General features: G+C 67.0%; 26 protein-coding genes and 1 pseudogene. 15 read left to right on the top strand and 12 right to left on the bottom strand.

What is annotated here, in order from left to right:
* The first annotated feature begins 158 nt into the window (after positions 1-158).
* The 4 genes from AC1DJN_RS07740 to AC1DJN_RS07725 all read left to right on the top strand — a co-directional run bounded on the left by AC1DJN_RS07740 (position 159) and on the right by AC1DJN_RS07725 (position 3,990).
* Complete coding sequence (locus tag AC1DJN_RS07740; RefSeq protein WP_032978300.1) at positions 159-1,220, top strand: two-component system sensor histidine kinase NtrB; 1,062 nt, start codon at positions 159-161, stop codon at positions 1,218-1,220.
* Positions 1,213-2,661, top strand: a complete 1,449-nt coding sequence (ntrC, locus tag AC1DJN_RS07735; RefSeq protein ID WP_442252380.1) for a nitrogen regulation protein NR(I) — start codon at positions 1,213-1,215, stop codon at positions 2,659-2,661. The genes AC1DJN_RS07740 and ntrC overlap by 8 nt, the downstream gene beginning before the upstream one ends.
* Before the next feature lie 93 nt (positions 2,662-2,754).
* Positions 2,755-3,324: a superoxide dismutase family protein gene (locus AC1DJN_RS07730; protein ID WP_025875951.1), complete on the top strand. Its 570-nt coding sequence runs from the start codon at positions 2,755-2,757 to the stop codon at positions 3,322-3,324.
* 33 nt (positions 3,325-3,357) lie between these two features.
* Complete coding sequence (locus AC1DJN_RS07725) at positions 3,358-3,990, top strand: superoxide dismutase family protein (protein ID WP_080150281.1); 633 nt, start codon at positions 3,358-3,360, stop codon at positions 3,988-3,990.
* Between the two features lie 115 nt (positions 3,991-4,105).
* Here AC1DJN_RS07725 and AC1DJN_RS07720 read toward each other — a convergent pair whose 3' ends face one another.
* The gene (locus AC1DJN_RS07720) at positions 4,106-4,993 is read right to left on the bottom strand and encodes a hypothetical protein (RefSeq protein ID WP_025875947.1); all 888 of its coding nucleotides are present in this window, start codon (positions 4,991-4,993) and stop codon (positions 4,106-4,108) included.
* A 93-nt stretch (positions 4,994-5,086) separates the two neighbouring features.
* Between AC1DJN_RS07720 and AC1DJN_RS07715 the strand changes: the two genes are divergently transcribed.
* Entirely contained in the window at positions 5,087-6,382 is a 1,296-nt protein-coding gene (locus AC1DJN_RS07715; RefSeq protein WP_088100805.1) for an acetyl-CoA C-acetyltransferase, read from the top strand.
* Positions 6,383-6,505: 123 nt separating this feature from the next.
* Here AC1DJN_RS07715 and AC1DJN_RS07710 read toward each other — a convergent pair whose 3' ends face one another.
* From AC1DJN_RS07710 to AC1DJN_RS07700, 3 genes are all read right to left on the bottom strand, one after another.
* Positions 6,506-7,813 carry a heme biosynthesis HemY N-terminal domain-containing protein gene (locus tag AC1DJN_RS07710; protein ID WP_032978029.1) on the bottom strand — a complete coding sequence of 436 codons (1,308 nt, stop codon included), beginning with the start codon at positions 7,811-7,813 and terminating at the stop codon, positions 6,506-6,508.
* Between the two features lie 6 nt (positions 7,814-7,819).
* Positions 7,820-8,800, bottom strand: a complete 981-nt coding sequence (locus AC1DJN_RS07705) for a uroporphyrinogen-III C-methyltransferase (protein WP_478039050.1) — start codon at positions 8,798-8,800, stop codon at positions 7,820-7,822.
* A gap of 104 nt (positions 8,801-8,904) precedes the next feature.
* Positions 8,905-9,693 (bottom strand): uroporphyrinogen-III synthase, encoded by a 789-nt coding sequence (locus tag AC1DJN_RS07700; RefSeq protein ID WP_032978034.1) that lies wholly within the window; start codon positions 9,691-9,693, stop codon positions 8,905-8,907.
* A 33-nt stretch (positions 9,694-9,726) separates the two neighbouring features.
* Between AC1DJN_RS07700 and AC1DJN_RS07695 the strand changes: the two genes are divergently transcribed.
* From AC1DJN_RS07695 to AC1DJN_RS07675, 5 genes are all read left to right on the top strand, one after another.
* On the top strand, positions 9,727-10,194 hold the full coding sequence (locus tag AC1DJN_RS07695) for a YiiD C-terminal domain-containing protein (protein WP_032951885.1): 468 nt from the start codon (positions 9,727-9,729) through the stop codon (positions 10,192-10,194).
* Positions 10,195-10,226: 32 nt separating this feature from the next.
* Positions 10,227-10,658 carry a hypothetical protein gene (locus AC1DJN_RS07690; RefSeq protein WP_080150286.1) on the top strand — a complete coding sequence of 144 codons (432 nt, stop codon included), beginning with the start codon at positions 10,227-10,229 and terminating at the stop codon, positions 10,656-10,658.
* A 57-nt stretch (positions 10,659-10,715) separates the two neighbouring features.
* Positions 10,716-11,153 carry a rhodanese-like domain-containing protein gene (locus AC1DJN_RS07685; protein ID WP_025875933.1) on the top strand — a complete coding sequence of 146 codons (438 nt, stop codon included), beginning with the start codon at positions 10,716-10,718 and terminating at the stop codon, positions 11,151-11,153.
* Positions 11,154-11,252: 99 nt separating this feature from the next.
* On the top strand, positions 11,253-11,771 hold the full coding sequence (secB, locus tag AC1DJN_RS07680) for a protein-export chaperone SecB (protein WP_025875931.1): 519 nt from the start codon (positions 11,253-11,255) through the stop codon (positions 11,769-11,771).
* A 20-nt stretch (positions 11,772-11,791) separates the two neighbouring features.
* Positions 11,792-12,817 carry an NAD(P)H-dependent glycerol-3-phosphate dehydrogenase gene (locus AC1DJN_RS07675; protein WP_032978039.1) on the top strand — a complete coding sequence of 342 codons (1,026 nt, stop codon included), beginning with the start codon at positions 11,792-11,794 and terminating at the stop codon, positions 12,815-12,817.
* A 96-nt stretch (positions 12,818-12,913) separates the two neighbouring features.
* On the opposite strand, the gene AC1DJN_RS07670 is transcribed toward AC1DJN_RS07675, so the two are convergent.
* Positions 12,914-13,369, bottom strand: coding sequence for a YybH family protein (locus AC1DJN_RS07670; protein ID WP_442251499.1), 456 nt, complete (start codon positions 13,367-13,369; stop codon positions 12,914-12,916).
* Between the two features lie 129 nt (positions 13,370-13,498).
* Between AC1DJN_RS07670 and AC1DJN_RS07665 the strand changes: the two genes are divergently transcribed.
* Positions 13,499-14,176, top strand: a complete 678-nt coding sequence (locus AC1DJN_RS07665) for a hypothetical protein (RefSeq protein ID WP_442251500.1) — start codon at positions 13,499-13,501, stop codon at positions 14,174-14,176.
* Between the two features lie 30 nt (positions 14,177-14,206).
* On the opposite strand, the gene AC1DJN_RS07660 is transcribed toward AC1DJN_RS07665, so the two are convergent.
* Both AC1DJN_RS07660 and AC1DJN_RS07655 read right to left on the bottom strand, forming a co-directional pair.
* On the bottom strand, positions 14,207-14,575 hold the full coding sequence (locus AC1DJN_RS07660) for a hypothetical protein (protein ID WP_442251501.1): 369 nt from the start codon (positions 14,573-14,575) through the stop codon (positions 14,207-14,209).
* Between the two features lie 468 nt (positions 14,576-15,043).
* Positions 15,044-15,403 carry an HVO_A0114 family putative DNA-binding protein gene (locus tag AC1DJN_RS07655; RefSeq protein ID WP_051562394.1) on the bottom strand — a complete coding sequence of 120 codons (360 nt, stop codon included), beginning with the start codon at positions 15,401-15,403 and terminating at the stop codon, positions 15,044-15,046.
* Positions 15,404-15,620: 217 nt separating this feature from the next.
* On the opposite strand from AC1DJN_RS07655, the gene AC1DJN_RS07650 reads away from it, so the two are divergent.
* A complete protein-coding gene (locus AC1DJN_RS07650; protein ID WP_442251502.1) occupies positions 15,621-16,064 on the top strand; it encodes a RidA family protein in 444 nt (147 codons plus the stop codon).
* Between the two features lie 93 nt (positions 16,065-16,157).
* Here the strand turns inward: AC1DJN_RS07650 and AC1DJN_RS07645 are convergent.
* From AC1DJN_RS07645 to AC1DJN_RS07635, 3 genes and pseudogenes are all read right to left on the bottom strand, one after another.
* Positions 16,158-16,343, bottom strand: a pseudogene (locus AC1DJN_RS07645) (DUF1348 family protein); the annotation flags it as partial.
* A gap of 138 nt (positions 16,344-16,481) precedes the next feature.
* Positions 16,482-17,051, bottom strand: a complete 570-nt coding sequence (locus tag AC1DJN_RS07640; RefSeq protein ID WP_442251503.1) for a TetR/AcrR family transcriptional regulator — start codon at positions 17,049-17,051, stop codon at positions 16,482-16,484.
* 210 nt (positions 17,052-17,261) lie between these two features.
* On the bottom strand, positions 17,262-18,032 hold the full coding sequence (locus AC1DJN_RS07635; protein ID WP_478013555.1) for an SDR family NAD(P)-dependent oxidoreductase: 771 nt from the start codon (positions 18,030-18,032) through the stop codon (positions 17,262-17,264).
* Between AC1DJN_RS07635 and AC1DJN_RS07630 the strand changes: the two genes are divergently transcribed.
* Positions 18,016-19,035, top strand: coding sequence for an AraC family transcriptional regulator (locus AC1DJN_RS07630; RefSeq protein ID WP_442251505.1), 1,020 nt, complete (start codon positions 18,016-18,018; stop codon positions 19,033-19,035). The two genes, AC1DJN_RS07635 and AC1DJN_RS07630, sit on opposite strands and share 17 nt — an antisense overlap.
* A 3-nt stretch (positions 19,036-19,038) precedes the next feature.
* On the opposite strand, the gene AC1DJN_RS07625 is transcribed toward AC1DJN_RS07630, so the two are convergent.
* The gene (locus AC1DJN_RS07625) at positions 19,039-20,025 is read right to left on the bottom strand and encodes an NAD-dependent epimerase/dehydratase family protein (RefSeq protein WP_442251506.1); all 987 of its coding nucleotides are present in this window, start codon (positions 20,023-20,025) and stop codon (positions 19,039-19,041) included.
* A gap of 28 nt (positions 20,026-20,053) precedes the next feature.
* A complete protein-coding gene (locus AC1DJN_RS07620) occupies positions 20,054-20,602 on the bottom strand; it encodes a TetR/AcrR family transcriptional regulator (protein WP_025875904.1) in 549 nt (182 codons plus the stop codon).
* A 288-nt stretch (positions 20,603-20,890) separates the two neighbouring features.
* On the opposite strand from AC1DJN_RS07620, the gene AC1DJN_RS07615 reads away from it, so the two are divergent.
* Complete coding sequence (locus tag AC1DJN_RS07615; protein ID WP_442251507.1) at positions 20,891-21,055, top strand: hypothetical protein; 165 nt, start codon at positions 20,891-20,893, stop codon at positions 21,053-21,055.
* A 204-nt stretch (positions 21,056-21,259) separates the two neighbouring features.
* Complete coding sequence (locus AC1DJN_RS07610; RefSeq protein ID WP_478013556.1) at positions 21,260-22,456, top strand: GAF domain-containing sensor histidine kinase; 1,197 nt, start codon at positions 21,260-21,262, stop codon at positions 22,454-22,456.
* Positions 22,457-22,508 lie beyond the last annotated feature (52 nt).

Raw genomic sequence — 22,508 nt, 5'->3', positions numbered from 1 at the left:
AAGCCGGTAGTGGTCGAGCTTGCTCGACCTGCAGGGGGCAGAGCCCTTTCCTGACGGAAAGGGATCCGACCCCGGACCCCGCAGCGCAAGGGGTCAGATCCCTTTCCGCGAGGAAAGGGCTCTGACCCCACACCCACGTTTTGCACTACATTGGTGCAATGTCCGACCCCACGCCCCCGCCGTCCCTCGATGCCCTCGGCACGCCGCTGGCCTGGGCCGGGCCCGATGGCCGCATCGCCGGCTGCAACCCGGCCTTCGCGCGCTGGCTGGGCGTCAGCGGCCGGCGCCTGCTCGGCCAGCCGTTGGCCGCGCTGGAAGTGCAGGGTGAGGCGCTGGCCCATTTCCTGGCCCGCGACGAGCGCGACAGCCTGCGCCTGAACCGGCTGGCGCTGGCGTTGCCGGGCGAAGCCGCGCGTTTTGCCGAAGGCTGGATGAGCCGCCGCGACGATGGCGGCTGGCTGCTGGAGGCGCATCCGGTCGATGAGTTCCCCGGGCTCGACCCGACCCAGGCCCTGCCCAGCGCGCTCAGCGCAGCGCTGAAGGGCCTGGCGCACGAACTGCGCAATCCGCTGGCCGGGTTGAAGGGCGCCGCACAGCTGCTGGCCCGCCGCGCGGCGCAGCGCGATGCCAGCGAACGCGAACTGATCGACCTGATCGGCTCGGAGATCGAGCGGCTCAATGGCTTGCTCGAGCAGCTGCTGTCACCAGCACCCGCCGCGCCACATGCGGCGCTGAACATCCACGCCGCGTTGGAGCGGGTGCTGCGCCTGGCCGAGAACGAGGCCGGCTGGGCCGTGCGCCTGCAGCGCGACTATGACCCCAGCATCCCCGAATTCGATGGCGACGCCGATCGCCTCACCCAGGCGGTATGGAACCTGGTGCGCAATGCCATCCAGGCCGGTGCCGGCAACATCACCCTGCGCACCCGCGTTGAACACGGTGTGCGCATCGCCGAGCAGCTGCACACCCTGGCGTTGCGGCTGGAAATCGCCGACGACGGCCGTGGCGTGCCCGAAGAACTGGCCGAACATCTGTTCCTGCCCCTGGTCAGCGGTCGCGCCGAAGGCACCGGCCTGGGCCTGGCGCTGGCCCAGCAGGTCGCGCGCGAGCATCGCGGCACGCTGACCTACCGGTCGCGCCCGGGCCATACCGTATTCACCCTGCTGCTGCCGATCGGCAACGGCACCGCCGCCGCCGAGGAGGCCCCGCGCGATGTCTGAGTCTTCCGCGTCCCCGCCGTGCATCTGGGTGGTCGACGATGACCGCGCCGTGCGCTTCGTGCTATGCACCGCGCTGCGCGAGGCCGGCTACCAGGTGGTCGACTTCGACAGCGCCGCTCCCGCACTGCAGGCGCTGGCCGATAGCCCGCCGCCTGCGCTGCTGTTCACCGACGTGCGCATGCCCGGCGACGATGGCCTGGTGCTGCTGGACAAGCTGAAGGCCGCGCTGCCGCAGCTGCCGGTGGTGGTGATGTCGGCCTACACCGACGTCGCCAGTACCGCCGGTGCGTTCCGCGGCGGTGCGCACGAGTTCCTGTCCAAGCCGTTCGATCTGGACGACGCGGTGGCACTGGCCCAGCGCGTGCTGCCTGCGGTGGCGCCGGCCATGGCCGCGCCGACTCCCGCGGCAGAAGCCGCCAGCGACCAGCCGCCGCAACTGGTGGGCGATACGCCACCGATGCGCGCGCTGTTCCGCGCCATCGGCCGCCTCGCGCAGGCGCCATTGGCGGTGTTGATCATCGGCGAAACCGGTACCGGCAAGGAGCTGGTGGCCAACGCGCTGCACCGCGAATCACCGCGTGCGCAGCATCCGTTCGTCGCGCTGAACACCGCCGCCATTCCCGCCGAGCTGCTGGAAAGCGAGCTGTTTGGTCATGAAGCGGGTGCGTTCACCGGCGCGCAGCGGCGCCACATCGGCCGCTTCGAGCAGGCCAACGGCGGCACCCTGTTCCTCGATGAAATCGGTGACATGCCGTTGCCGTTGCAGACGCGCCTGCTGCGCGTGCTCGCCCAGGGCGAATTCTTCCGCGTGGGCGGACGCGAACTGATCCGCGTCGACGTGCGCGTGGTCGCCGCCACCCACCAGGATCTGGAAGGGCTGGTCGCGCAGGGAAAATTCCGAGCCGATCTGCTGCACCGCCTGGACGTGGTGCGCCTGCAGCTGCCGCCGCTGCGCGAGCGCCGCGAGGACATCGCGCAACTGGCCACCACGTTCCTGGCCGCTGCCGCGCGCAGGCTCGATACGCCGCCCAAGCGGCTGACCGCCGCCGCCCTGCAGGCGCTGCGCGAGCACGACTGGCCGGGCAACGTCCGCGAACTGGAAAACGTGTGCTGGCGCATGGCCGCACTGGCCGCCGCCGACACCATTGGCGTGGCTGATGTTGATACCGCGCTCAACCGTGCCCGCAGCCGGCGCAGCAGCACGGCCGCCGGTGACCCGGGCCAATGGGAAGCGCTGCTGTCCGAATGGGCACGCCGGCAGCTGGCCGAGGGCACTGAAGGCCTGCACGCGCAGGTGCGCGAACGGGTCGACCACGCCCTGTTGGAGGCCGCCCTGCAGGTCACCCACGGTCGTCGCGCCGAAGCCGCCGCGCGCCTGGGCCTCGGCCGCAATACGCTTACCCGCAAGCTGGGCGCCGGTCGCCGCCGCGGCGGCCATTGAACGGTGCCTGCACGCGATCCTCGCACCCGCTTGCTGAACTGTTGATCCTCCATGGACGATGCCGTCCGTAGTGTTACCTGCAAGGAGTCCTCGATGCGTTTGTCCTTCGCCCTTCTGCCGCTGTCCGCTGCCGTGCTCCTGTCTGCCTGTGGCAGCGCACCGAAGAAGCCGCAGCCCACACCGCCGCCGGTGGTCACCACGCCCGTGGCCCAGCTGGCCGAAGCCAACCTGGCGCCAGCCTCGGCCAGCATCGTCAGCGGCCGTCTGGTGTTGAAGACCGAAAGCGGTGGCGTGCACTTGACCGGCCTGGTTGGCGGCCTGCAGCCGATGCAGCAGGCCGGCTTCCACATCCACGAGCGCGGTGACTGCAGCGCGGTGGACGCCAGCAGCGCCGGCAACCACTTCAATCCCGCCGGTGTCGCGCACGGTCGTGCAGGCAGCGGCAAGCACCACCTCGGTGACATCGACAACCTGCAGGCCGACGCGCAGGGCCGCGCCAACATCGATGTGCATCTGAAGGGCGTTACCCTGGGCGGAGGCGCCGCCACGGATATCGCCGGGCGTGCACTGGTCGTGCATGCCAGGGCCGACGACTATCGCAGCCAGCCCGCCGGCAATGCCGGCGTCCGCATCGCCTGCGGCGTGATCCGGGTAACCCGCTGATCACACCACCGGCATTTCCCAAGGAGAGTTTCCATGCGTCTGATCCACACTTCGCTGTTCGCGGCCATCGCTGCACTGGGCCTTGCCGCCTGCAACCAGCAGCCGGCAGCACCGGCAGCCGAAGCCCCGGCCACCACCCCGGCCGAAGGTTCGGCAGCGCCGGCCGACCCGGCCACTGCACCGGCTACCGCAGCGGCCCCGGCAGCCGATGCCTCGGCCACTGCCGAACTGGCACCGACCCAGGGCAATGAAACCAAGGGCTCGATCACCTTCAAGCTGGTCGACGGCAAGGTGCACGCATCCGGCCAGATCAGTGGCCTGAAGCCGGGCAGCGAGCACGGCTTCCACATCCACGAGAAGGGTGACTGCAGCGCGCCGGACGGCATGAGCGCCGGCGGCCACTTCAATCCGGGCAAGCAGGACCACGGCAACGTGGCCACCGATCCGCACCACGGTGGCGACATGCCCAACATCAAGGCCGACGACAAGGGCGTAGCCACCATCGACAGCCCGGTGTCGAGCAACGTCAACATCGGCAAGGGTGATGATTTCGACATCATCGGCCGCGGCCTGATCGTCCACGCCGACGCGGACGACTACAAGACCCAGCCGACCGGCAACGCCGGTGCGCGACTGGCGTGCGCGGTAATCAACAAGGCACCGTAAGAAAACGAAAACGCCGGCGCAAGCCGGCGTTTTTCAGTTGATCCGCCGGGCATGGCCCGGCGCTACCGTATTCCGTGGGTAGCGCCGGGCCATGCCCGGCGGCATTACCTGGACGTCAGCGCGCCAGCAGCTCGCGCGCGTCCTGGCCGGCTTCGCAATGCACGAACAGCACCGGCACACCGTGCGCTTCCAGCACCGCGGCCATCTGCCGCTGGCGCATCAGGAACTGCTCGTAGATGCCCTGCAGGCGCTCGCAGTCGCCCTTGCCGTGGTTGTAATGCGCGCACCAGCCGGCCGGGTCGAACAGCGCCATGCGCGCTTCGCCCTGCGTATAGCGCAGCAACGGCTCGGGCGCGTCACTCAGCCACTCGTCCTGGCCCGGGGCCATGATCGCGGTTTCAATCAGCGGCCACAGCGCGGCCAGTCCCTGGTTGTCGTACTGCATCGACATCATCGCGGCCAGATCGTTCACGGTGAAATAGCGTGCGTGCTCCACGCGTGCACCGAACGTGTTCTGTGCCATCAGCGCGGTATCGGCATGGGCCATGCCATTGGCCAGCAGCACCTCTTCCAGGGCATCGGCCACGGCTGTCGTGGTGGCCACGTCGGTACCGGTCAGCAGGAACGGCACCACCCGCAGGCCACCGCCTACCAAGGTAGCGTCGGCCTGGAACGGCAGCGGCACATCACCGCTGGCATCGGCGCCGAAGGCCAGCACGCGCGGGCCCTGGTTGCTACCGGGCGCGCGCATCTGCAGTTCTTCCAGGCGGCGATGGATCGGCCAGCCGGGGCGAAGCACTTCGGCCGGATCGAAATGGGCGGCGGCGAACACCAGGTCCAGCTCGGCCACCTGTGGCACCAGCTTGGACAGGTCGCGGCCGACGCGTTCGGCCAGTTCACCGGCCTGTTCAGCGCTGAGCACCGCCTGGCGGGGGATTTCGCCGCCGGCCAGTTCCAGGGCCAGCACGCCAAGGGCATTCATCGCAGGGTCGGGTTTGCTCATGGTTCCACGGTTGGCCCATCACAGGGCGGCAGCTACACTTGGCCCCATTATGCCTGCTCTGTCGTGCAGGCCATGTTGCAGACACCCTCATCCATGCCAGGTATCTCCATGCCCAACGCTCGTCCCGTCGCCATCCTCGGTGGCGTCCGCATTCCGTTCTGCCGGCAGAACACCGCGTATTCGGATGTCGGCAACCTCGGCATGTCGGTGCGTACGCTGGGAGCGCTGGTCGAGCGCTTCGGCCTGCACGGCCAGCAGCTGGGCGAAGTGGCGATGGGTGCGGTCATCAAGCACTCCAGCGACTGGAACCTGGGTCGCGAAGCCACGCTGTCCTCGGGCCTGTCGCCGTTGACCCCCGGCATCACCCTGCAGCGCGCCTGCGGCACCTCGCTGGACAGCATCATCACCGTTGCCAACAAGATCGCCCTGGGCCAGATCGAGTCCGGCATCGGCGGTGGTTCGGACACCACGTCCGACGTGCCGATCGTGTATGGCAAGAAGCTGCGTGCGCGCCTGCTGGCTGCCAACCGTGCCAAGAGCACCGGCGACAAGATCCGCGCACTGACCTCCGGCTTCAAGTTCGCCGAGCTCAAGCCGGAGTTTCCGGGCGTGGCCGAGCCGCGTACCGGCAAGAGCATGGGCGACCACTGCGAGGACATGGCCAAGGAGTGGAACATCTCGCGCGACTCGCAGGACGAGTGGGCGGTGTCTTCGCACAAGAAGCTGGCCGCAGCCTATGAGCGCGGCTTCTTCAACGACCTGATCGCACCGTTCCGCGGCGTCGAGCGCGACAACATCCTGCGTGCCGACACCTCGCTGGAGAAGCTGGCCACGCTGAAGCCGGCCTTCGACAAGGTATCCGGCCGTGGCACCCTGACCGCAGCCAATTCCACCCCGCTGACCGATGGCGCCGCCGCCGTGCTGCTGGCCAGCGAAGAATGGGCACGCGCACATGGCCACGAGCCGCAGGCCTACCTGCGCGACGCACACGTGTCGGCCGTCGATTTCGTGCACGGCGAAGGCCTGTTGATGGCGCCGACCGTGGCCGTGCCGGAGATGCTCAAGCGCAACGGCCTGACCCTGCAGGACTTCGACATCTACGAGATCCACGAAGCCTTCGCCGCACAGGTGCTGTGCACCCTGCGTGCGTGGGAGAGCGAGGATTACTGCCGCAACCGCCTCGGCCTGGATGCGCCGATGGGCCGCATCGACCCGGACAAGATCAACCTGCTGGGTTCGTCGCTGGCCACCGGCCACCCGTTCGCCGCCACCGGTGCACGCGTGATCGCCACGGCGGCCAAGCAGCTGGCCGAGCGCGGCGGTGGCCGTGCGCTGGTGTCGATCTGCACCGCCGGCGGCATGGGCGTGGTGGCGATCGTCGAACGTTGAACGCCACGGTAGTGCCGGCCGCTGGCCGGCAACGTTGGAATTGAAAACGCCGCCCGATGGGCGGCGTTTTTGTTATCCCGGCGGGCTCACACGCCAACCAAGGTTGGCGACTACCGAAGCGGGTCACGGCATCCGCGGGTTGCCAAACGCGTCGCGCTCTTCATTGGCGTCGTACACCGGCGGCAGCGGTGCAATCGACTGCTCCTCGACGGTCGCATGCAGCGGCGGGTCAACCACCGCTGCCGGTGCACGCACCAGCGCCACGCTGTCTTCGCCACGCTGCAGGCGCAGCGCGTTGGCCAGGCACTGCGCGGCCAGCACGTGTTCGCCACGTTGCGCGAAGGCTTCGCCCAGCGCTTCCCATGCAGGGGCACCGGCACCCGCGGCGATGGCTTCATGCAGGAACGCATCGGCCGCGTCCCACTGTTGCTGCGCCAGCGCGATGCGGCCCTGGGCCAGGCGCAGGGCCGCCGAGTCGTCATGCACGTTGCGCCAGCGCTGCAGGTTGGCCTGGCGCGTGGCCAGACGTTCGGCCGGCAGACGGCCATACACGGCCACCAGTTCGTCATCCCAGCGGTGGTCCAGCGCCTGCTCAAGCGCCAGCAGTGCCGGTTCGTCCCAGTCCAGTGCAACTGCACGGGTGGCGTAGGCGGCAACCACGTCCGGGGTCGGTCGCAGCGCCTTCGGCGTGGCTTCCCACTGCGCAGCCAGGGCGTTGACGTCGCCCGCTTCCAGCAGTGCCTGCGCGGCCAGGCGTGCTTCCAGCTCGCTGCTGGCCTCGGCCGGCAGCACCTTGGTCTGGCGCAGCGCGCCCAGCTGGCCGTAAGCCTCGTGCGCGCGGCCAGCACGTGCCAGCGCTTCGGTACGCAGCCACAGACCACGCGGCGGCAGCGGCTGGATCGCCGCCACATCCAATGCGTTGATCGCATCCACCGGCAGATCGTTGGCCAACAGCTGCTCGGCACGCAGCAGTGCCTGCAAGGTCGCATCGCTTTCGCCCAGGCGCTGCAGCAGCGCCTCTGCAGCGGGTGCATCGGCCCGCACCTGCGCGCTGCGCACGGCATTGGCCAGGGCAACCCCGCTCACTTCCGGATCCTTGGCGGCGCCATCCAGCAGCTTCTCGGCGCGCTGCCACTGGCCATGCTCATAGGCCAGCAGACCATCGATCAGGCGCACCCGGCCCTGCTTGCGGCGGTAGCGGCCCCAGGCACGGAACGGTGCGGCGATCAGGCTCCACAGCAGCCACAGCACCAGCACGCCGATCACCGACAGCAGCGCTACCTTCGGCAGGTTGCTGTGGTAGTCGTAGCCGCCATAGCGCAGGGTCACTTCGCCGTAGCGGTTCAGGTCATCGGTGCCGAGCCATTGCGCGGCAACTACGCCAATGGCCACGGCCAGCAACAGCACGACCAGTGATTGCAGGGGTTTCATACGGGCTTACCTCCGGTCGGTCTGGGTACGCAGTTGTTGCAGGGTGCTGCCAAGCACGGTGTCATCGGCCTGCAATGGCAGCGAGCGCAGGGCATGGAGTTCAGCACGTTGCGCGCGCAGGTCCGGTGAATCCGGCCAGCGCCGCTGCGCCCAGTGATCGATTCTGTTCAGCGCGGCATCGCGGCCTTTGCCGTCGCCGCGCTCGATCGCTGCGCGGGCCAGGGTCAGTTCCAGCTGCAGCGCCGTATCGATGGTGGCGCGCTCGGCCGACGTCAGCGGGCCGTTCAGGCGGCTCGGGGTGATATCCACGAAGGGCGCCAGCGCGGCCTGCCACCACGGTTTTGCGGTGTTGTTGGCCGGCGTCTGCGCGATCTGCGAAGGCAGGCCCTGCAGGGCCTTGCCCAGCGCGTCCAGGCGTTGCAGTGACAGCACGCGCGGGCCAGCGCCCAACGCATCCAGCGCGTTGCGTTCCTGCACCAGTGCCTGGCGCAGGTTCAGGCCGTCGCTGTCGGGCAGATCGGCCAATGCAGTGGCGGCCAGCGCATACAGCCGGCGTGAGCCTTCCACGTCATCGGCGAAGGCCAGCCGCTGTGCGGCCTGGGTCAGCAGCAGTTCGGCCTCATCGCGCTGGACCGCCTGGCGGCCCTGGTTGGCGCTGTCGGCCAGCTTGGCCAGGTTKTCTTCCAGCAGGGCACTTCGTTGCGACAGGCCCAGCACTTCGTCGCGCAGCACCCGGTTGGTGGTGGCCGCATCCTGCAAGCGCTGGCTGGCAGCACGCTGGTCGCGGCGCAGGGCCTCGACCGTAGCCTCCAGCCCCTTCAGCTGCACGGCGGTGGTCTGCGCCTGCGCCAGCTGGTCGCTCTGCTGCTTCTGCCAATAGTGGTAGCCGGCATAGCCGCCCGCGCCCAGCACCGCCAGCACGGCAAGCGGCAGCAGCCAGCGCATGGGGCGATGGGGCGATGGAGCGGGCGGCAGAGTGTCGTTCATCGGGCTTCCTTGTCGGCGGCAATGCCGGAACAGATCCGGCAGGCAGCGTTGTGCACAGCATCACTGTTGCCGACGACACCGGCAAGCCGCTGCCGGGCGCCTGTTCAGGTCGCTGCCGGGCCGGTGAGCGCAGTGTGTGCAGCGGCCATCAACTGAACGCTGGTAGGGCCCTCGCTGCGCACCACCCGGGTCAGCCCCAGGGCCTGCGCCTGCGCGCCCAGCCGGTCGCTGGCGACCAGCGCGATCGCGTTCGCCCGCAGCCGCTGCTGCCAGTGCCCAGGCAGCTGCTGCCAGAAACGCTGCAATGCCTCGCCACTGCTGATGGCCAGCAGCCAAGGCATCGGAGAACGGGCCAAACGCGCCAGCATGCGCCGTGACAAGCGCAGTGGCAGCCGTCGGTAGACATCAGCGCGGGTGATCTGCGCGCCCGCGGCCTGCAACTCAGCGGCAATCAGGCCCCGGCCTCCCGGTGCGGTCACCAGCCCGATCTGCATGCCCCGCACATCGCCCAGCACCGGCATCGCCAGCAGGCCCTCGCTGTCCATCCGCTGGGGCGCATGGACGTCAGCGACGCCATGGGCCAGCAGGGCACGCGCGGTGCCTTCGCCCACCGTCAGCCACGGGCTGCGCTGCGCCGTCGCCAGCGGTAGCAGGCTGGCCGCTGCGGCCACGGCTGCCGGGCTGGTGAACACCACCCGATCGCTGGTCAGCGCCCGTTGCAGTTGCTGGCGCGCGGCGCTGCCCTGCAGACGCTGCAGCCGCCAGGGCGAAAGCGCGACGGTACGGCCTCCCAGCCCTGCTGCGGCGTGGCGCAGCGCCGCCTGCTGGCCCTGCGGGCGCAGCGAGATCAGGGTCCAGCCAGTGGGTATCGTATGGTTGGCCATTACCGTCATTATGCGGGCCCTTCGTTGTCGTGGTTGCTGCTGATGGCTGTTGATGCCCTGACCTCTTCGCTGGCTGCCCTGCAGGACGTGCTGGACTGCATGCCGGCGGTCCGCGCGATGCAGATCCGCCTGGATGGCTATGCCGACGGCGTGCTGCGCATCACCGCGCCGCTGGTGGCCAACGTCAATGACAAGGGCAATGCGTTCGGCGGCAGCCTGGCCTCGGTGCTGACCCTGTCCGGCTGGGCGCTGGTCAGCCTGCGCCTGCGCCTGGCCGGCCACGACGCCGAGGTCTACGTGGCCGACAGCAACCTGCGCTACCTGGCACCGGTCTATGAAGACCTGCATGCCCATGCCGAAGCGGCCGGAAGCGGCGCCTGGGAGACCTTCCTGGCCACCTTCCGCCAGCGCGGCAAGGCCCGCATCAGCATTGTCGCCACCCAGCCCGGTGCCGACGGCAAGGCCGCGGCCGAATTCAGCGGTCGCTTCGTTGCCTTCGCCAAAGGGTAGGATGGCAGGCTGACGCCCTGCGGAACCCACCGATGCGCCGCCTCATCCAGATCCTCCTGTGTTCCCTGCTGCTGCTCAGCGCCGCCGCCGGCGCTGCCGCCGACGACCTCAGCCGCAAGCAGCGCAAGCTGCTGGAAGAGACCCAGATCGCCTACGGTGCCACCATCCGCTGGGGCAGCATGGACGACGCCATCGCCTATCTGGACCCGCAGCTGCGCAAGACCAAGCCGCCGACCGAGTTCGAGCTCAACCGCTATGCGCAGCTGCGCGTGTCGTCCTACCGCGAGCGCAGCAGCGCATCGCTGGACGGCGGCCAGGTCGAGCGCCGGGTCGAAATCGGGGTGATCAACCAGAACACCCAGGCCGAGCGCACCGTGGTGGTGACCGAGCGCTGGCGCTGGGATCCGGAAGCCAAGCGCTGGTGGCAGAGTGCGGGCCTGCCGGACCTCTGGCAGGGGCAGTGACGGGTCGCGTCCGGCTTGTGCGACAATCGGCGCCCGCTTAATCGACCCGTGACCTGAGTGAATTACGAAGAGTTGCTGGCCTTCGCAGGCCGAAACCCGATGCTGTCCGCGGCCCTGGTCGGCCTGACCGTGGCCCTCATCGTCACCGAAATCCGCCGCCTGTTCCGGGGCTTCAAGGGCATCAAGCCCGCCGAACTGACCCAGCTGATCAACGCGGGCGGCACGGTGGTGGTTGATCTGTCGCCCAGCGCTGATTTCGAAAAGGGCCACATCGCCGGCAGCCGCAGTGCCCAGGCCAGCGCGTTCGGCCCCGAGCACAAGCTGGTGGCCAACGCCAAGCAGGCCCCGGTGGTACTGGTGTGCCGCAGCGGCAACGCGTCCGAGACCGCCGCCAAGGCGCTGAAGAAGGCCGGCTTCGAAAAGGTCTTCGTGCTCGACGGCGGCATCCCCGCGTGGCAGCAGGCAGAACTGCCGCTGGTCAAGGGCCGCAACTGATCGCAGGCGGTGGCGGATGTGGCCTTGTTTGCGCCCTCCGCCGCCCCCATCGCAGTAATTCGACCATCGTTTTCATTGCATTCACTGGAGTTACTGGAAATGTCCGAAGAGACCACCAACGGCGCTGTCGCGCCGGTCGATGCCGCCACCGGCCCCGCGTTCACCGTCGAGAAGATCTACGTCAAGGACGTTTCTTTCGAGTCGCCGAATGCCCCGTCGATCTTCAACGACCAGGTGCAGCCGGAACTGCAGCTCAACCTGAACCAGCAGGTCCAGCGTCTGGGCGAGAATGCCTTTGAAGTCGTGCTGGCCGTGACCCTGACCTGCCAGGCCGGCGAGCGCACCGCGTACGTGGCCGAAGTGAAGCAGGCTGGCGTGTTCGGCCTGGTCGGCTTGGACCCGCAGTCGATCGACGTGCTCCTCGGCACCCAGTGCCCGAACATCCTGTTCCCGTACGTGCGCCAGCTGGTCAGCGACCTGATCCAGGCCGGCGGCTTCCCGCCGTTCTTCCTGCAGCCGATCAACTTCGAAGGCCTGTACGCAGAAACCCTGCGCCAGCGCCAGGAGCAGGGCGACGCACCGTCGCTGGCTGACTCCGAGCCGGCCGGCAACGCCTGATCCCGGCCGCGACGTCACGGATGAGCACTACCGCTGACAAGGTTGCCGTACTCGGCGCCGGTTCCTGGGGAACCGCGCTGGCGACGCTGCTCGCCCGCCACGGTCGCCAGACCGTGCTGTGGGGGCGCGATGCCGCCGTGGTCGAGGCCATCGACCAGCGCCACGAGAATCCGCGTTACCTGCCGGGCATTCCGTTGCCGGAATCGCTGCGCGCCACCACCGACCTCGCGTCGGCGGTGGAAGGTGCCGCCTGGATCCTGGTGGTGACCCCGTCGCATGCATTCGGTGAAACCGTGCGCGCGCTGGCACCGCTGCGTCCGGCCGGTGCCGGTGTGGCCTGGGCCACCAAGGGCTTCGAGCCCGGCTCTGGCCGCTTCCTGCATGAAGTGGCGCGCGAAGTGCTGGGCGAGGACGTGCCGCTGGCCGTTGTCACCGGGCCGTCGTTCGCCAAGGAAGTCACTCTGGGCCTGCCGACCGCGATCACCGTGCACGGCGACGTGCCCGAGTTCGCGCAGACGGTGGCCGAGGCGATGCACGGTCCGGCGTTTCGCGCCTACACCGGCGACGACATGGTCGGTGCCGAGCTGGGCGGTGCGATGAAGAACGTGCTGGCCGTGGCCACCGGCGTGGCCGATGGCATGCAGCTGGGCCTGAACGCCCGTGCCGGCCTGATCACCCGTGGCCTCAACGAGATGCTGCGCCTGGCGGCAGCGATCGGCGCCAAGCCGGAAACGCTGATGGGCCTGGCGGGGCTGGGCGACCTGGTGCTGACCTGCACCGGCGACCTGTCGCGCAACCGCCGCCTGGGCCTGGCCCTGGGCCGCGGGCAGACGCTGCAGGACGCCATCCGCGAAATCGGCCAGGTGGTCGAGTCGGTGCAGACCGCCGACGAGGTGATGCGACAGGCGCGCCGTCATGGCATCGACCTGCCCATCTCCGACCGCGTGCGCGCCGTGCTGCATGGCGAGCAGACCCCGGAAGAAGGATTGCGTGCGCTGTTGGCACGCGAACAGAAACCGGAGTATCCGGATACGCTGTTCAAGTGAATCGAAAAACCCCGGCCCAGCGCCGGGGTTTTTTCTGTGCGTGCGCGAAACCCATCCACGCATGGCGTGGATCTACTGCGGAACCCGCAGCGCCCATCACCGCGACTGCGGCGGCGCGTTGGTGTTGTCCATGTCCGAAAAAATCATCCATGGCCCACCCGCCACCCGCTTCAACGTCAGCGTGAACTTCCCGGTATCGCCTGCGTTGTTGCCGTAGGTGTAGGCACCAATGATGTAACCGGTGGATTCCTCTGCGGCATAGGCCAGCGCACGCAGCCGCAACGGGCTGCTTCCCTGGCCGGCATACGCCGCCTCGATCGCCGCGCGCCCGCGCACGGGCGGCTGGTTGCTCTGCAGGATGAAACCATCCTCGGCGAACAATCCCGCCAACGCCTTCGCATCACCGGTGCGCCACGCCTGTTCGTAATCGCGCAGCACGCGATCCAGCGCGGCGGGCAGGGGGACATCGGCAAGACGCGCGGCGGGCGAGCGTGCGGCGGGCTCCTGCGCAACAACAGGCCCGGCCAGCAACAGGCCACTGAGAAGAATCACGGCAAGTCTTGAACGGCACATACGTCTGCATCCTGGCAGTGATGGAAGGCGTGATTGCCAGAGTATCCACCTTGGCTGGCGGGTAGAATCACGCGGTCGCCGGCTGGGCGAATGGACACAGGACAGGGAATGACGTCTCGAATGATGGGAATGGCAGGGCTGGTCGCGTTGCTGGCCGCGTGCACGCAGGCACCGGCACCGGAAGCAGGCACCGCAGCTGCACCCGCCGCTACTGCTGCGCCGACGGAAGCCCCCGCCGCCACGGCCACGGTGGTCGAGAACGCGCCTTCCGTCGAAGACGGCGTGGACCCGTCGGTGTGGGACAACGAAGGCGAGCCGGAAGGTGAGACCCCCGGCGCCGAACTCACCTGCGCGGACAATCCGCTGGCGACTTATTTCTTCACCCTGGTCGGCGGCAACACCGTGGACGACTGCGGCCGCAAGGACCCGAAGGTGCTGGCCGCGTTCGACGCCCTGATGAAGAACACTGCCACGGCCGAATCGCCCGACAAGAACGTCCCCTCCCTGCGCGAACGCCTGCTGAGCGGTCCCAGCGGGCCTGGCGAATTGATGGTGCTGCAGGGCGAGCCGTGGTGGCTCTACACCGCCTGCCAGGCGCACCAGTGCTCGACCACCGCGCTGGCGATGCTGTATTCGCCGACGCACTCGAAGATGGTCGGCCGCCTTACCACCCGCTGCAACGTGTGGTGGCTGGGCGAGCCGAACGCGGAGCAGCGCGCGCTGATCGAGCGCGAGCGGCCGGTGGACGAGGCGATGCTGAAGGAAGAAGGCGATTCCTGCGAATGACCGGCGGTAACGCCGGAAGATTCTCCGGCGTTACGCCTCAGGCCGCATCCGCGCGCTGACCTGCGCGGTCAGCGCCAGGCACGCCATCATCAAACCCTCCATCACCCGATCGCCCACGTATTCGTCGTCCGGTCCGTTCTGGCGGACGCGCTCGGCCGCCAGCAGCATTTCCAGCGCGATGCGCAGGCCCGCCAGTGCGCAGTCCGCATCGGCCAGCGCCATGCGGCGGCCGGGCATCTGATGACGCTCCGGCCACGGCTGGCCGTCGGCGGCTGCGCCGTTGCCGATACGCGTCAGCGTGGCGATGAAAGCTCTGGGATCGATCGCAGATGCTTGCTCTGATGACGCATCGTCAGCTGCGCGATAGGGATGGGGACGGGGGAATTCCGGTGCAGTCATGGCTGGGGCTCCGTGCAGGACAGACGGTAGCCGCCACACAAAGGTGGCGGGCGGAGACGTGGCTCGAAAACYGGGACAATGAACCGGCAGGCACAAGGCCTCCACGCTCCGCCCGCCGCAGCCGGCAGACGGATTGCCGACCGACGCCACGCGAGGTGGCGTCGGCCGGCAAGCGCAATCACTTCATTGTCGATACGGGTTTTCGAGGCCCGGCCGCCCCAGATGAGGCGGCTCGTCATCTGTACCTGTGCCGACGCGCAGTGCCAATCAGAAGAGTTGCATTCAATGCTTGATGCAAGACGCTTTCGGCATTCTTGCATGCTGTTAAGCCGCCCCAGACGCCGATGGCGCAAGGGCCCTCGGCGATAGAGGAATATGCGACATGGGTCGTGATTGCCAGCGTAGTGGGCTGACACGTCAACGAGGCAATAACGACAGAACTCCGCGATGCGGCGATACAACGTGGTGCTAGTCGAGCTCTATGAGAAAGCGCGTGGCCATGGCAGATGGCACCACAGACGCCCCGACCCGCTTCAGTTCAACCAGCCCATAGCCTTCCATCATCCGAAGGGTACGAGAAAGGCTTGGAACCTTGCGCCCGCAGTGCTCGGACAGTTCGGTGAGCGACCTGGGTTGAAGTTCGCGCAGCAGTCGCAACAGCCGGCGGTTCTCATCGCTCAATACTGCGGCCAGGGAAGACAGGGTGGAGAAGGCTATCGCCCCCTCCGTAACCTGCGGTGGTGCCGATCTGTCCTTTCGTTCTCCACCGATGACACAACGTCGGAAGGTACTTTGGACTGGCGAACGGCACGTATCGGAATCTGTCATCGGTGCGGGATTGCATTGGGACCGATAGATCATGTCTGGCCGAGCACGCGCTGGATTGAACAAACGGCGCATGGATGGCGCAACCGAAGGCTGTGTCTGCTTCCGGCCAGCAGCAGCCGCACGAGGCTCACGATCACGCTTGCCTCACCCGTTCGGGGCAGGCGGGGACCCGAGCCTGCCGGCAGACCAGCGACCTTATCCTTGGAAGGACAACGCAATGAGTACCTCCAACCGCAAGACGGCCAGCTTCGGCGTGCCGTGGGAATCGACCTATGGGTATGTACAGGCCGTGCGCGTGAACAATTCGATCTTCGTGTCGGGCCAGCTCTCGCACACGCCGGAGGGACAGCTGGTGGCACCGGCCGCTCTGGGCGCTGATGGAAAGCCTGCCAACTTCGACACCATGGAAGCGCAGATGAAGCGCACCTACGAGAACGCGCAGGTGTTGTTGGCCGAGCTGGGTGGATCGTTGGCGGATGTGGTTGAGGAAACCCTGTTTGTCATTGATGTGCCTGCGGCGTTCGCCGCCAGCAGCAAGGTCAGGCCTGCCGTCTATGGCCAGCCTGTTCCCCAGGTGGCCAGCAACCTCATCGGGGTTTCCGCGCTCGCCTTCCCCGAACAGTTGATCGAGATCGCGTTCCGCGCTGAAGTGCAGCCGTAGCCGGACCCTGAAGCGAAGGAGCACCCCGCGCTGACATGGAAAGCCCGCGGGCGCATTCACGCCCGCAGGCCTTCCTCACGTTGGCTCCGCAGCTTACATGCCCAGGTCGGACAGCCCCGGGTGATCATCCGGGCGGCGCCCCAGTGGCCAGTGGAACTTGCGTTCGCTGTCCTTGATGGGCATGTCGTTGATGCACGAGAAGCGGCGCTCCATCAGACCATCCGCGCCGAACTCCCAGTTCTCGTTTCCATAGGAGCGGAACCAGTTTCCAGAGTCGTCGGAGTTGCGCGTGGTCATCCACCGCCGCGACGGCCAGAACGGGGGAAGGGGGGGACGGGGTGCTTCTGCGGACACGGTGGGGCCTCCAGTGGAAATGGATGAACGGGGTACTGCGGCGGGATTTCGGTTACTGCGGCGTTAGCGCGTGGCTTGCTTCAACAACAACTGCGCAACGTCCCTTGCGGTGTCTGCGGCGTCGTAGTCACCCATCACGCGCGATACGGTGATGGCGCCTTCCATCAGAAGCAGGAGCTGCTGCGCCAGAACGGCCGGCTGCGCGATGTTCAGTTGCCCGGTGAGCTCCAGCGTGTAATCGAGCAGTTTCTGCTTGTGGTGCTTGGCGATCCTGCGGATCGGGTCGTGAGAATCGCCGACCTCGCCTGCCGTGTTGATGAAGGCACAGCCGCGATAGCCCTCGGACCTGAACCAACCTTTGAGCACCGTGAACATGCCCAGGATGCGCGCTTCCGGGCTGCCGGCCTTGTCGCATTCCTGCCTGAACCAGTTGAGCCAGCGCACGTCCCGCGCGCTCAGCGCGGCTGCGGCAACCTGGTCCTTGTTTTCAAAGTGTCGGTAAATGCTCTTGCGCGCAACGCCAGAGGTCTTCACCAGCAGATCCATGCCGGTCGCATGTATTCCGTTCTGGTAAATCAGCGCCTCCGCCGTGTCCAGGATCTTCAGTCGGGTGTCGGTCGTTGTCTTATCCATGGCGCCAAGGTAGAACGATCGTTCTACCTTGTCAACCAGCGATTACACATCAGCTCGGCGGCGCAGTTGCCGAAGGCGACCTGCCAGGTAATCCGGACATTTCCAGAACCTGTAGCGCCCGGCCGGGTTGACGAATATCTGCTCGGATTGCATGCACACGCCAGCGTCCACTTTCGGCCAGAAGCTGACATCGCGAGGCCCTCTAGTCGCTTACAGGAGCATTCCTCCTGAGGCCTCAATGCGCTGACCGGTAATCCAATGACTGCCTCCCGCCAGCAGGTTTGCCACGGCCATGCCGATGTCGTCGGGGCGACCCGTACGTCCCATCGCCGTGTGCTGTGCCACATAGTGGTTCACGGCGGCATCGTCGCGCACTGCACCGCCGAAGAAGTCGGTCTCGGTGGCGCCAGGGGCTACGGCGTTGACCGCGATGCCCCTCGGTCCCAGCTCGAGCGCGAGATAGTGGGTGGCGGTTTCCAGTGCGCTCTTCATTGCTGCGTACACCAGGCTGCCCGCAGCCACGTGGCGGGTAAGGCTGGTGGAGATGTTGATGATGGCGCCGCCATCGGCCAGCTGCGGCGCCAGCAACTGGGTCAGCAGCAGTGGCGCTTTGAAATGCACGCGGTACAGCAGGTCGATGTCATCGCCGCGGATCTCACCGAACGCCGATGGTGCGTGCAGCCCTGCATTGTTCACCAGCTGTTGGAAGTACGATGCACCCCAGCGCTGCAATTGTGCCCGCACAGCCGATACGAAGGTCTCCAGTGATCCAACCGCATCCAGATCCAGCGGCAGCATCGCGGCGCGTACGCCATAGGCTTCGATCTGGCGCAGGGTTTCGGCGGCCTGAACCTGCTGATGCTGGTAGGTAATCATCACGTCGCTACCCTGCCTGGCCAAGTGGAGGGCAATGCTGCGGCCAATGCCGCGGCTGCCGCCGGTAACCAGGGCGATGGTGCGCGGAGTGTGTACGCTGTTCATGGTGGCTTTGTCTCGTGAAACGGAGCGTGACATGCTGCGCCCACGGTGCCGTCCGCACTTGCCCAATTGCACACGATCCTTGCCCGATTTCCCTGCTACCTGTGATCGCCAAGCCCCGCTGCGTGCATTAGCGCTGCAGGCGCAGGCGGTGCTGCGCGCACGCAGCCTGGACGCGGAGCCGCTGCTGGAACTTCTGCCCGGCGCTTGGCTGGCGCGTACAGGATCAACGCGCGCTCCGGCCCCGGCTCTGTACCGTCCCGCGGTGGCGGCGGTGCTACAGGGGGCCAAACAGGTATGGGTGGGCGATGCGGTGCTGGAATATCGCGCCGGCGATGCACTACTCACCCGTCAGCCCGTTCCCGCTCGCGGGATGGCCGCCCGGGGCAACCACCAGACGCATTTTCTGGGGCTGGTGGTGGAGTTGGACACCGTCTTGTTGCGACAGTTGCTGAGCCAGTTGGGCAACCCACCGACAGGCCAAGCGCCTCATCCTGCGCCATTCAGTGTGGTAGCGCTGGATTCACCCGTACTGAGCTGTCTGCTGCGTCTGCTGGAGCTGGCCCTCGACACGCCCGACGCCCAGCGGCTGCTGTGGCCTGCCCTGCAGCGTGAGCTGCTGTTTCGTCTGTTGCAGGGTGAAGCAGGGCCAGCACTGCTGGCGATGGCCCAGCCATCTCCCTTGGCACGGCGGATGGCGGGCGCGATTCGCACCCTGCAACGCAGCTTCCGGCAACCGCTTGATGCGGCCGCGCTGGCCAGCCGTGCAGGCATGGGCAGCGCGCTGTTCTATCGGCATTTCCGTGCGGCAACGGGCCTGTCACCGCTGCAGTACCAGAAGCAGCTGCGCCTGATCGAGGCACGTCGCCTGCTGCAGGGGGGCGGCACCAGCATCTCCGCCACCGCGTTCGCCGTGGGCTACGAGAGCCCTTCTCAGTTCAGCCGCGAGTTCAGTCGGCTGTTCGGCCACGCACCGCGCGAGGCTCTCCCGCTGATCGCTCGATGAGTATCAGCCTTGCTCGGCCACTTGGCGCTGCAGCATCGCGATTCCGGCTTCCAGCGTAACCGCCGGCCGATAGCGAAGCTCGCTGCGTGCACGGCTGTCATCCAGCGTGACCTCCACCGCTGAAGATGCGAACTCCTGGCGGGTCATTGGCGCACGCAGAGGCAGCCGCAGTCTGCGGAACAGGTCATCCAGTCCGATGAAAACACGCAGCAGCGCACGCGGCACCTGTTTTTCAGGCGGTTGTACGCCATAAGCCAGCAACTGAGCGCCAATCAGACGGCGGAACGGCACGGGCGCACCATCGCAGATGTGGTAGACACGGCCGCCCGCACCGCGCGTCAAGGCGCAGCAGACCGCTTCAGCCAGGTTGTCCACGTGGGTGGACGAGGTGAGGTAGTGCCCGCCGTCGATCCAGGCGAAGCGGCCGCTGCGTACGGCCTGCAGCAAGTAGGGCATAGCGGTCGTGTTGTCGCGGCCCCAGACAAATCTTGGTCGCAGCACCTTCACTGCGAAATGCGGTGTGGACAGCGCGATCGCCACCCGTTCTGCTTCAGCCTTGCTCGCGCCGTAGATGCCTGCTGCGCGCGCCGGATACTGATGGTTCTCGCGCGCCTGATGCAAAGGCGCACCGGTGGTCAGTGCCGATTCGCTGCTCAGCACGATCGCCACCGACACACCCGCAGTACGGGCGGCCGTCAGCACGTTGCGGGTGCCTTCCACGTTGGTCTGCCACTGGCTGGGTGAAGCATTTCGGTGGTCGGTGTCGGCGGCCGCGTGGATCAGCGCGGCGCAGCCCTCCATCGCCAAAGCGATGTCGGGGTCCAGCAGATCGCCGTGTACCGGCTGGGCGCCCAGCGCCTGTACCACCGCCGCCGCCTGGGGGCTGCGCACCAGCGCACGCACGTGGTGACCGTCTGCACACAGGCGGCGAATCAGATTGCGGCCCACGTAGCCGCTTCCTCCGGTCAGGAAGAGGGTGGAAGAACTCATCAGGGTTACCTCGGGGGAGAGAACGGGTTCAGCGCGGCGGCGTCTCGATCAACGCGCCAATGTCCTGCAGCAGCTGCTGCCGCTGCGCGGCCGGCCACTGCACGTAGTCCAGCGACTCCAGCAGCTTCATACCCTCCAGCGCGAGGTATGCCAGCAACGCGCTGCGTGGGTGCGTGGCCTGCTGCTGGATCTCGGCCAGGATCTGCGCCTGGTTGTGCTGGATGGGTGCGCGCAGCTGTGGATCTTGGGCCATGGCCGCGCACAGCGCCAAGGCCACCGGCTGGAATGCCTCGGGAAAGGGCTGGGCCGCTGCGGCAATACGACCGCGCAGCAGCGCATCCTGGTTGAACCCCTTGGCCGCCTCGCGGTTGAAGGCGTTGTCGCGGGCCACCGCACGTTCGACCACGGCCTGGATGAGACCGGCCTTGGACTGGAAGTCGTAGACCACCGAGGCCTTGCTGACCCCGGCTTCGGCGGCCACCGCATCCAACGTCAGGCGCGCCGCCCCCACCTGGGCGACAACGCGCTCGGCAGCATCAAGGAGCTGCTGCGGATCAATACTTTTGCGACGGCCCATCACCGGATTCCATATTTAACCATCCGGTCGATTATAAATATGGATGCGATGGTGTAAAGCCCTCTGGGCGGCCTACAGCGCGTCGTAGAGTGCGCCAGCGCCTGCTGCATCCACTGCTGGATGTTCGCTTCGCGCTGCCGGTGGCGCGCTCGACCGGCAGCCGTCACTTGCGCCGGTCGTCGGTTGCCTCCTGCTTGTCCACGTAGCCAGCACCTACAAGACCTTTCAGCAGCTGGGTCACGGCCGCAGTGGAGGTTTCGGTGCCCTCTGTCTTCAACCTGACGTGCGATGGAGCATCAGCAGGAAGAGCAAGCTCCGCGTGAGCGTGCGCAACTGCTGCAGCAGGCGATCATTTCGGGGAACGCCTACTTCGACGAGAGCGGCTCGACGGATATCGAGCGGCGCCGCAAGACGGCGCTGTTGTATCGGGCAACGCTGGAAATCAAGCTCTGAACGGTCATCGACGATCGGCGCGACCACGAGACCAAGGAGATGGCCTGACCTGCGCAATGTCTGCATTCGGACAGATCGGTCGTTCACCTCCCGCAGGGGGCCCGAGTGTCCGCCACGACCAAGCCTGAAAAGGCCGCAATCACCCTCGCATCAACCTACACAACGGTTCCATGGGATGATGCGGTGCCCACCGGACGAGCGACCATGCAGAAGCTGACGGACCCCAATCTGCTGGACGACATCGCCGAGATTGGTCGAATCCAGGCCGTGCCGCGAATCCTGGAGACCGTCGCCCACATCACGGGCTCACGATTCACGGCCATTGCCCGCGTGACCCAGACAACCTGGACCGCGTGCGCCACCTTCGACACCCTGGGGTTCGGGCTGGTTCCCGGTGGCCAACTGGTGCTTGAGACCACCATCTGTGACGAGATCAGGCAGTCGGCGACGTCAGTTGTATTTGCGCATGCAAGCGAGCACCCGATTTACTCYCAGCATCACACGCCACGGATCTACGGGCTTGAGAGCTATGCGTCCGTTCCCATCCATCGGCCAGACGGGAGCTTCTTCGGCACGCTCTGCGCGATTGATTCGGCACCGGCCAACTTCGACATAGCCCACGTCCAACGCTCCATGGAACTGCTGGCCGACCTGGTAGGAAGTTACCTCGACAAGGAAGATCGCCTTGTGCGAGCGGAAACGGCGCTCTCCGACGCGCATCGTGTCGCCGACCTGCGCGACCAGTTCATTGCCGTGCTGGGTCATGACCTGCGCAGTCCGCTGCAGGCCATCAGCATCGCCGCAGATTCGCTGGCATGTGAGGCGGGCACTGAGCGCCAGCAACGGATGCTCGCGCACATCACCTCCGGCGTTGCCAGAATGGACGGACTGATCAACGACGTGCTTGATTTCGCCAGGGGACGTCTGGGCGGCGGCATTCCCATCGCGCTGCAGCTGACAAGCACGCTGGAAGAAGACCTGAAGCGGGTTGTGGAAGAGGTGGAAATCGCCACTGGCCGCCAGGACATCAAGGTCCACATAAAGATAGACGACGACGTGGTCTGCGACCCGAGCAGATTGGCACAGCTCCTGGCCAACCTGCTCACCAATGCAGCGGTACACGGAGAGCGCTCGTCCCCGATTACGCTGACCGTCCACTCCGAGCCGGAAATGCTCACGCTCGACGTACACAACGAGGGACACATTCCATCAGCGAGGTTGGACGCGATTTTCAGCCCATTCTCACGTGAAAAGAGTGAGCGTCCGCGGCCGGGTCTCGGCCTCGGCATCTACATTGCGTCGGAGATCGCGCGGTCCCATGGCGGCACGTTGGAGGTGGAGTCCAGTGCGGCCGCCGGCACCTTGTTCACGTTCAAGATGCCCAGGCTGGAGCTTCCGTAGCGGTCTGCCGCGACCACGTCCGCAGCCTTCAACCGGGTTTCATTTGCGGGCG

The organism is Stenotrophomonas sp. 05L414_2 (assembly GCF_056397905.1).
The sequence above is the reverse complement of the archived record's forward strand: the minus strand, read 5'-3'. Positions and strand labels throughout refer to the sequence as shown.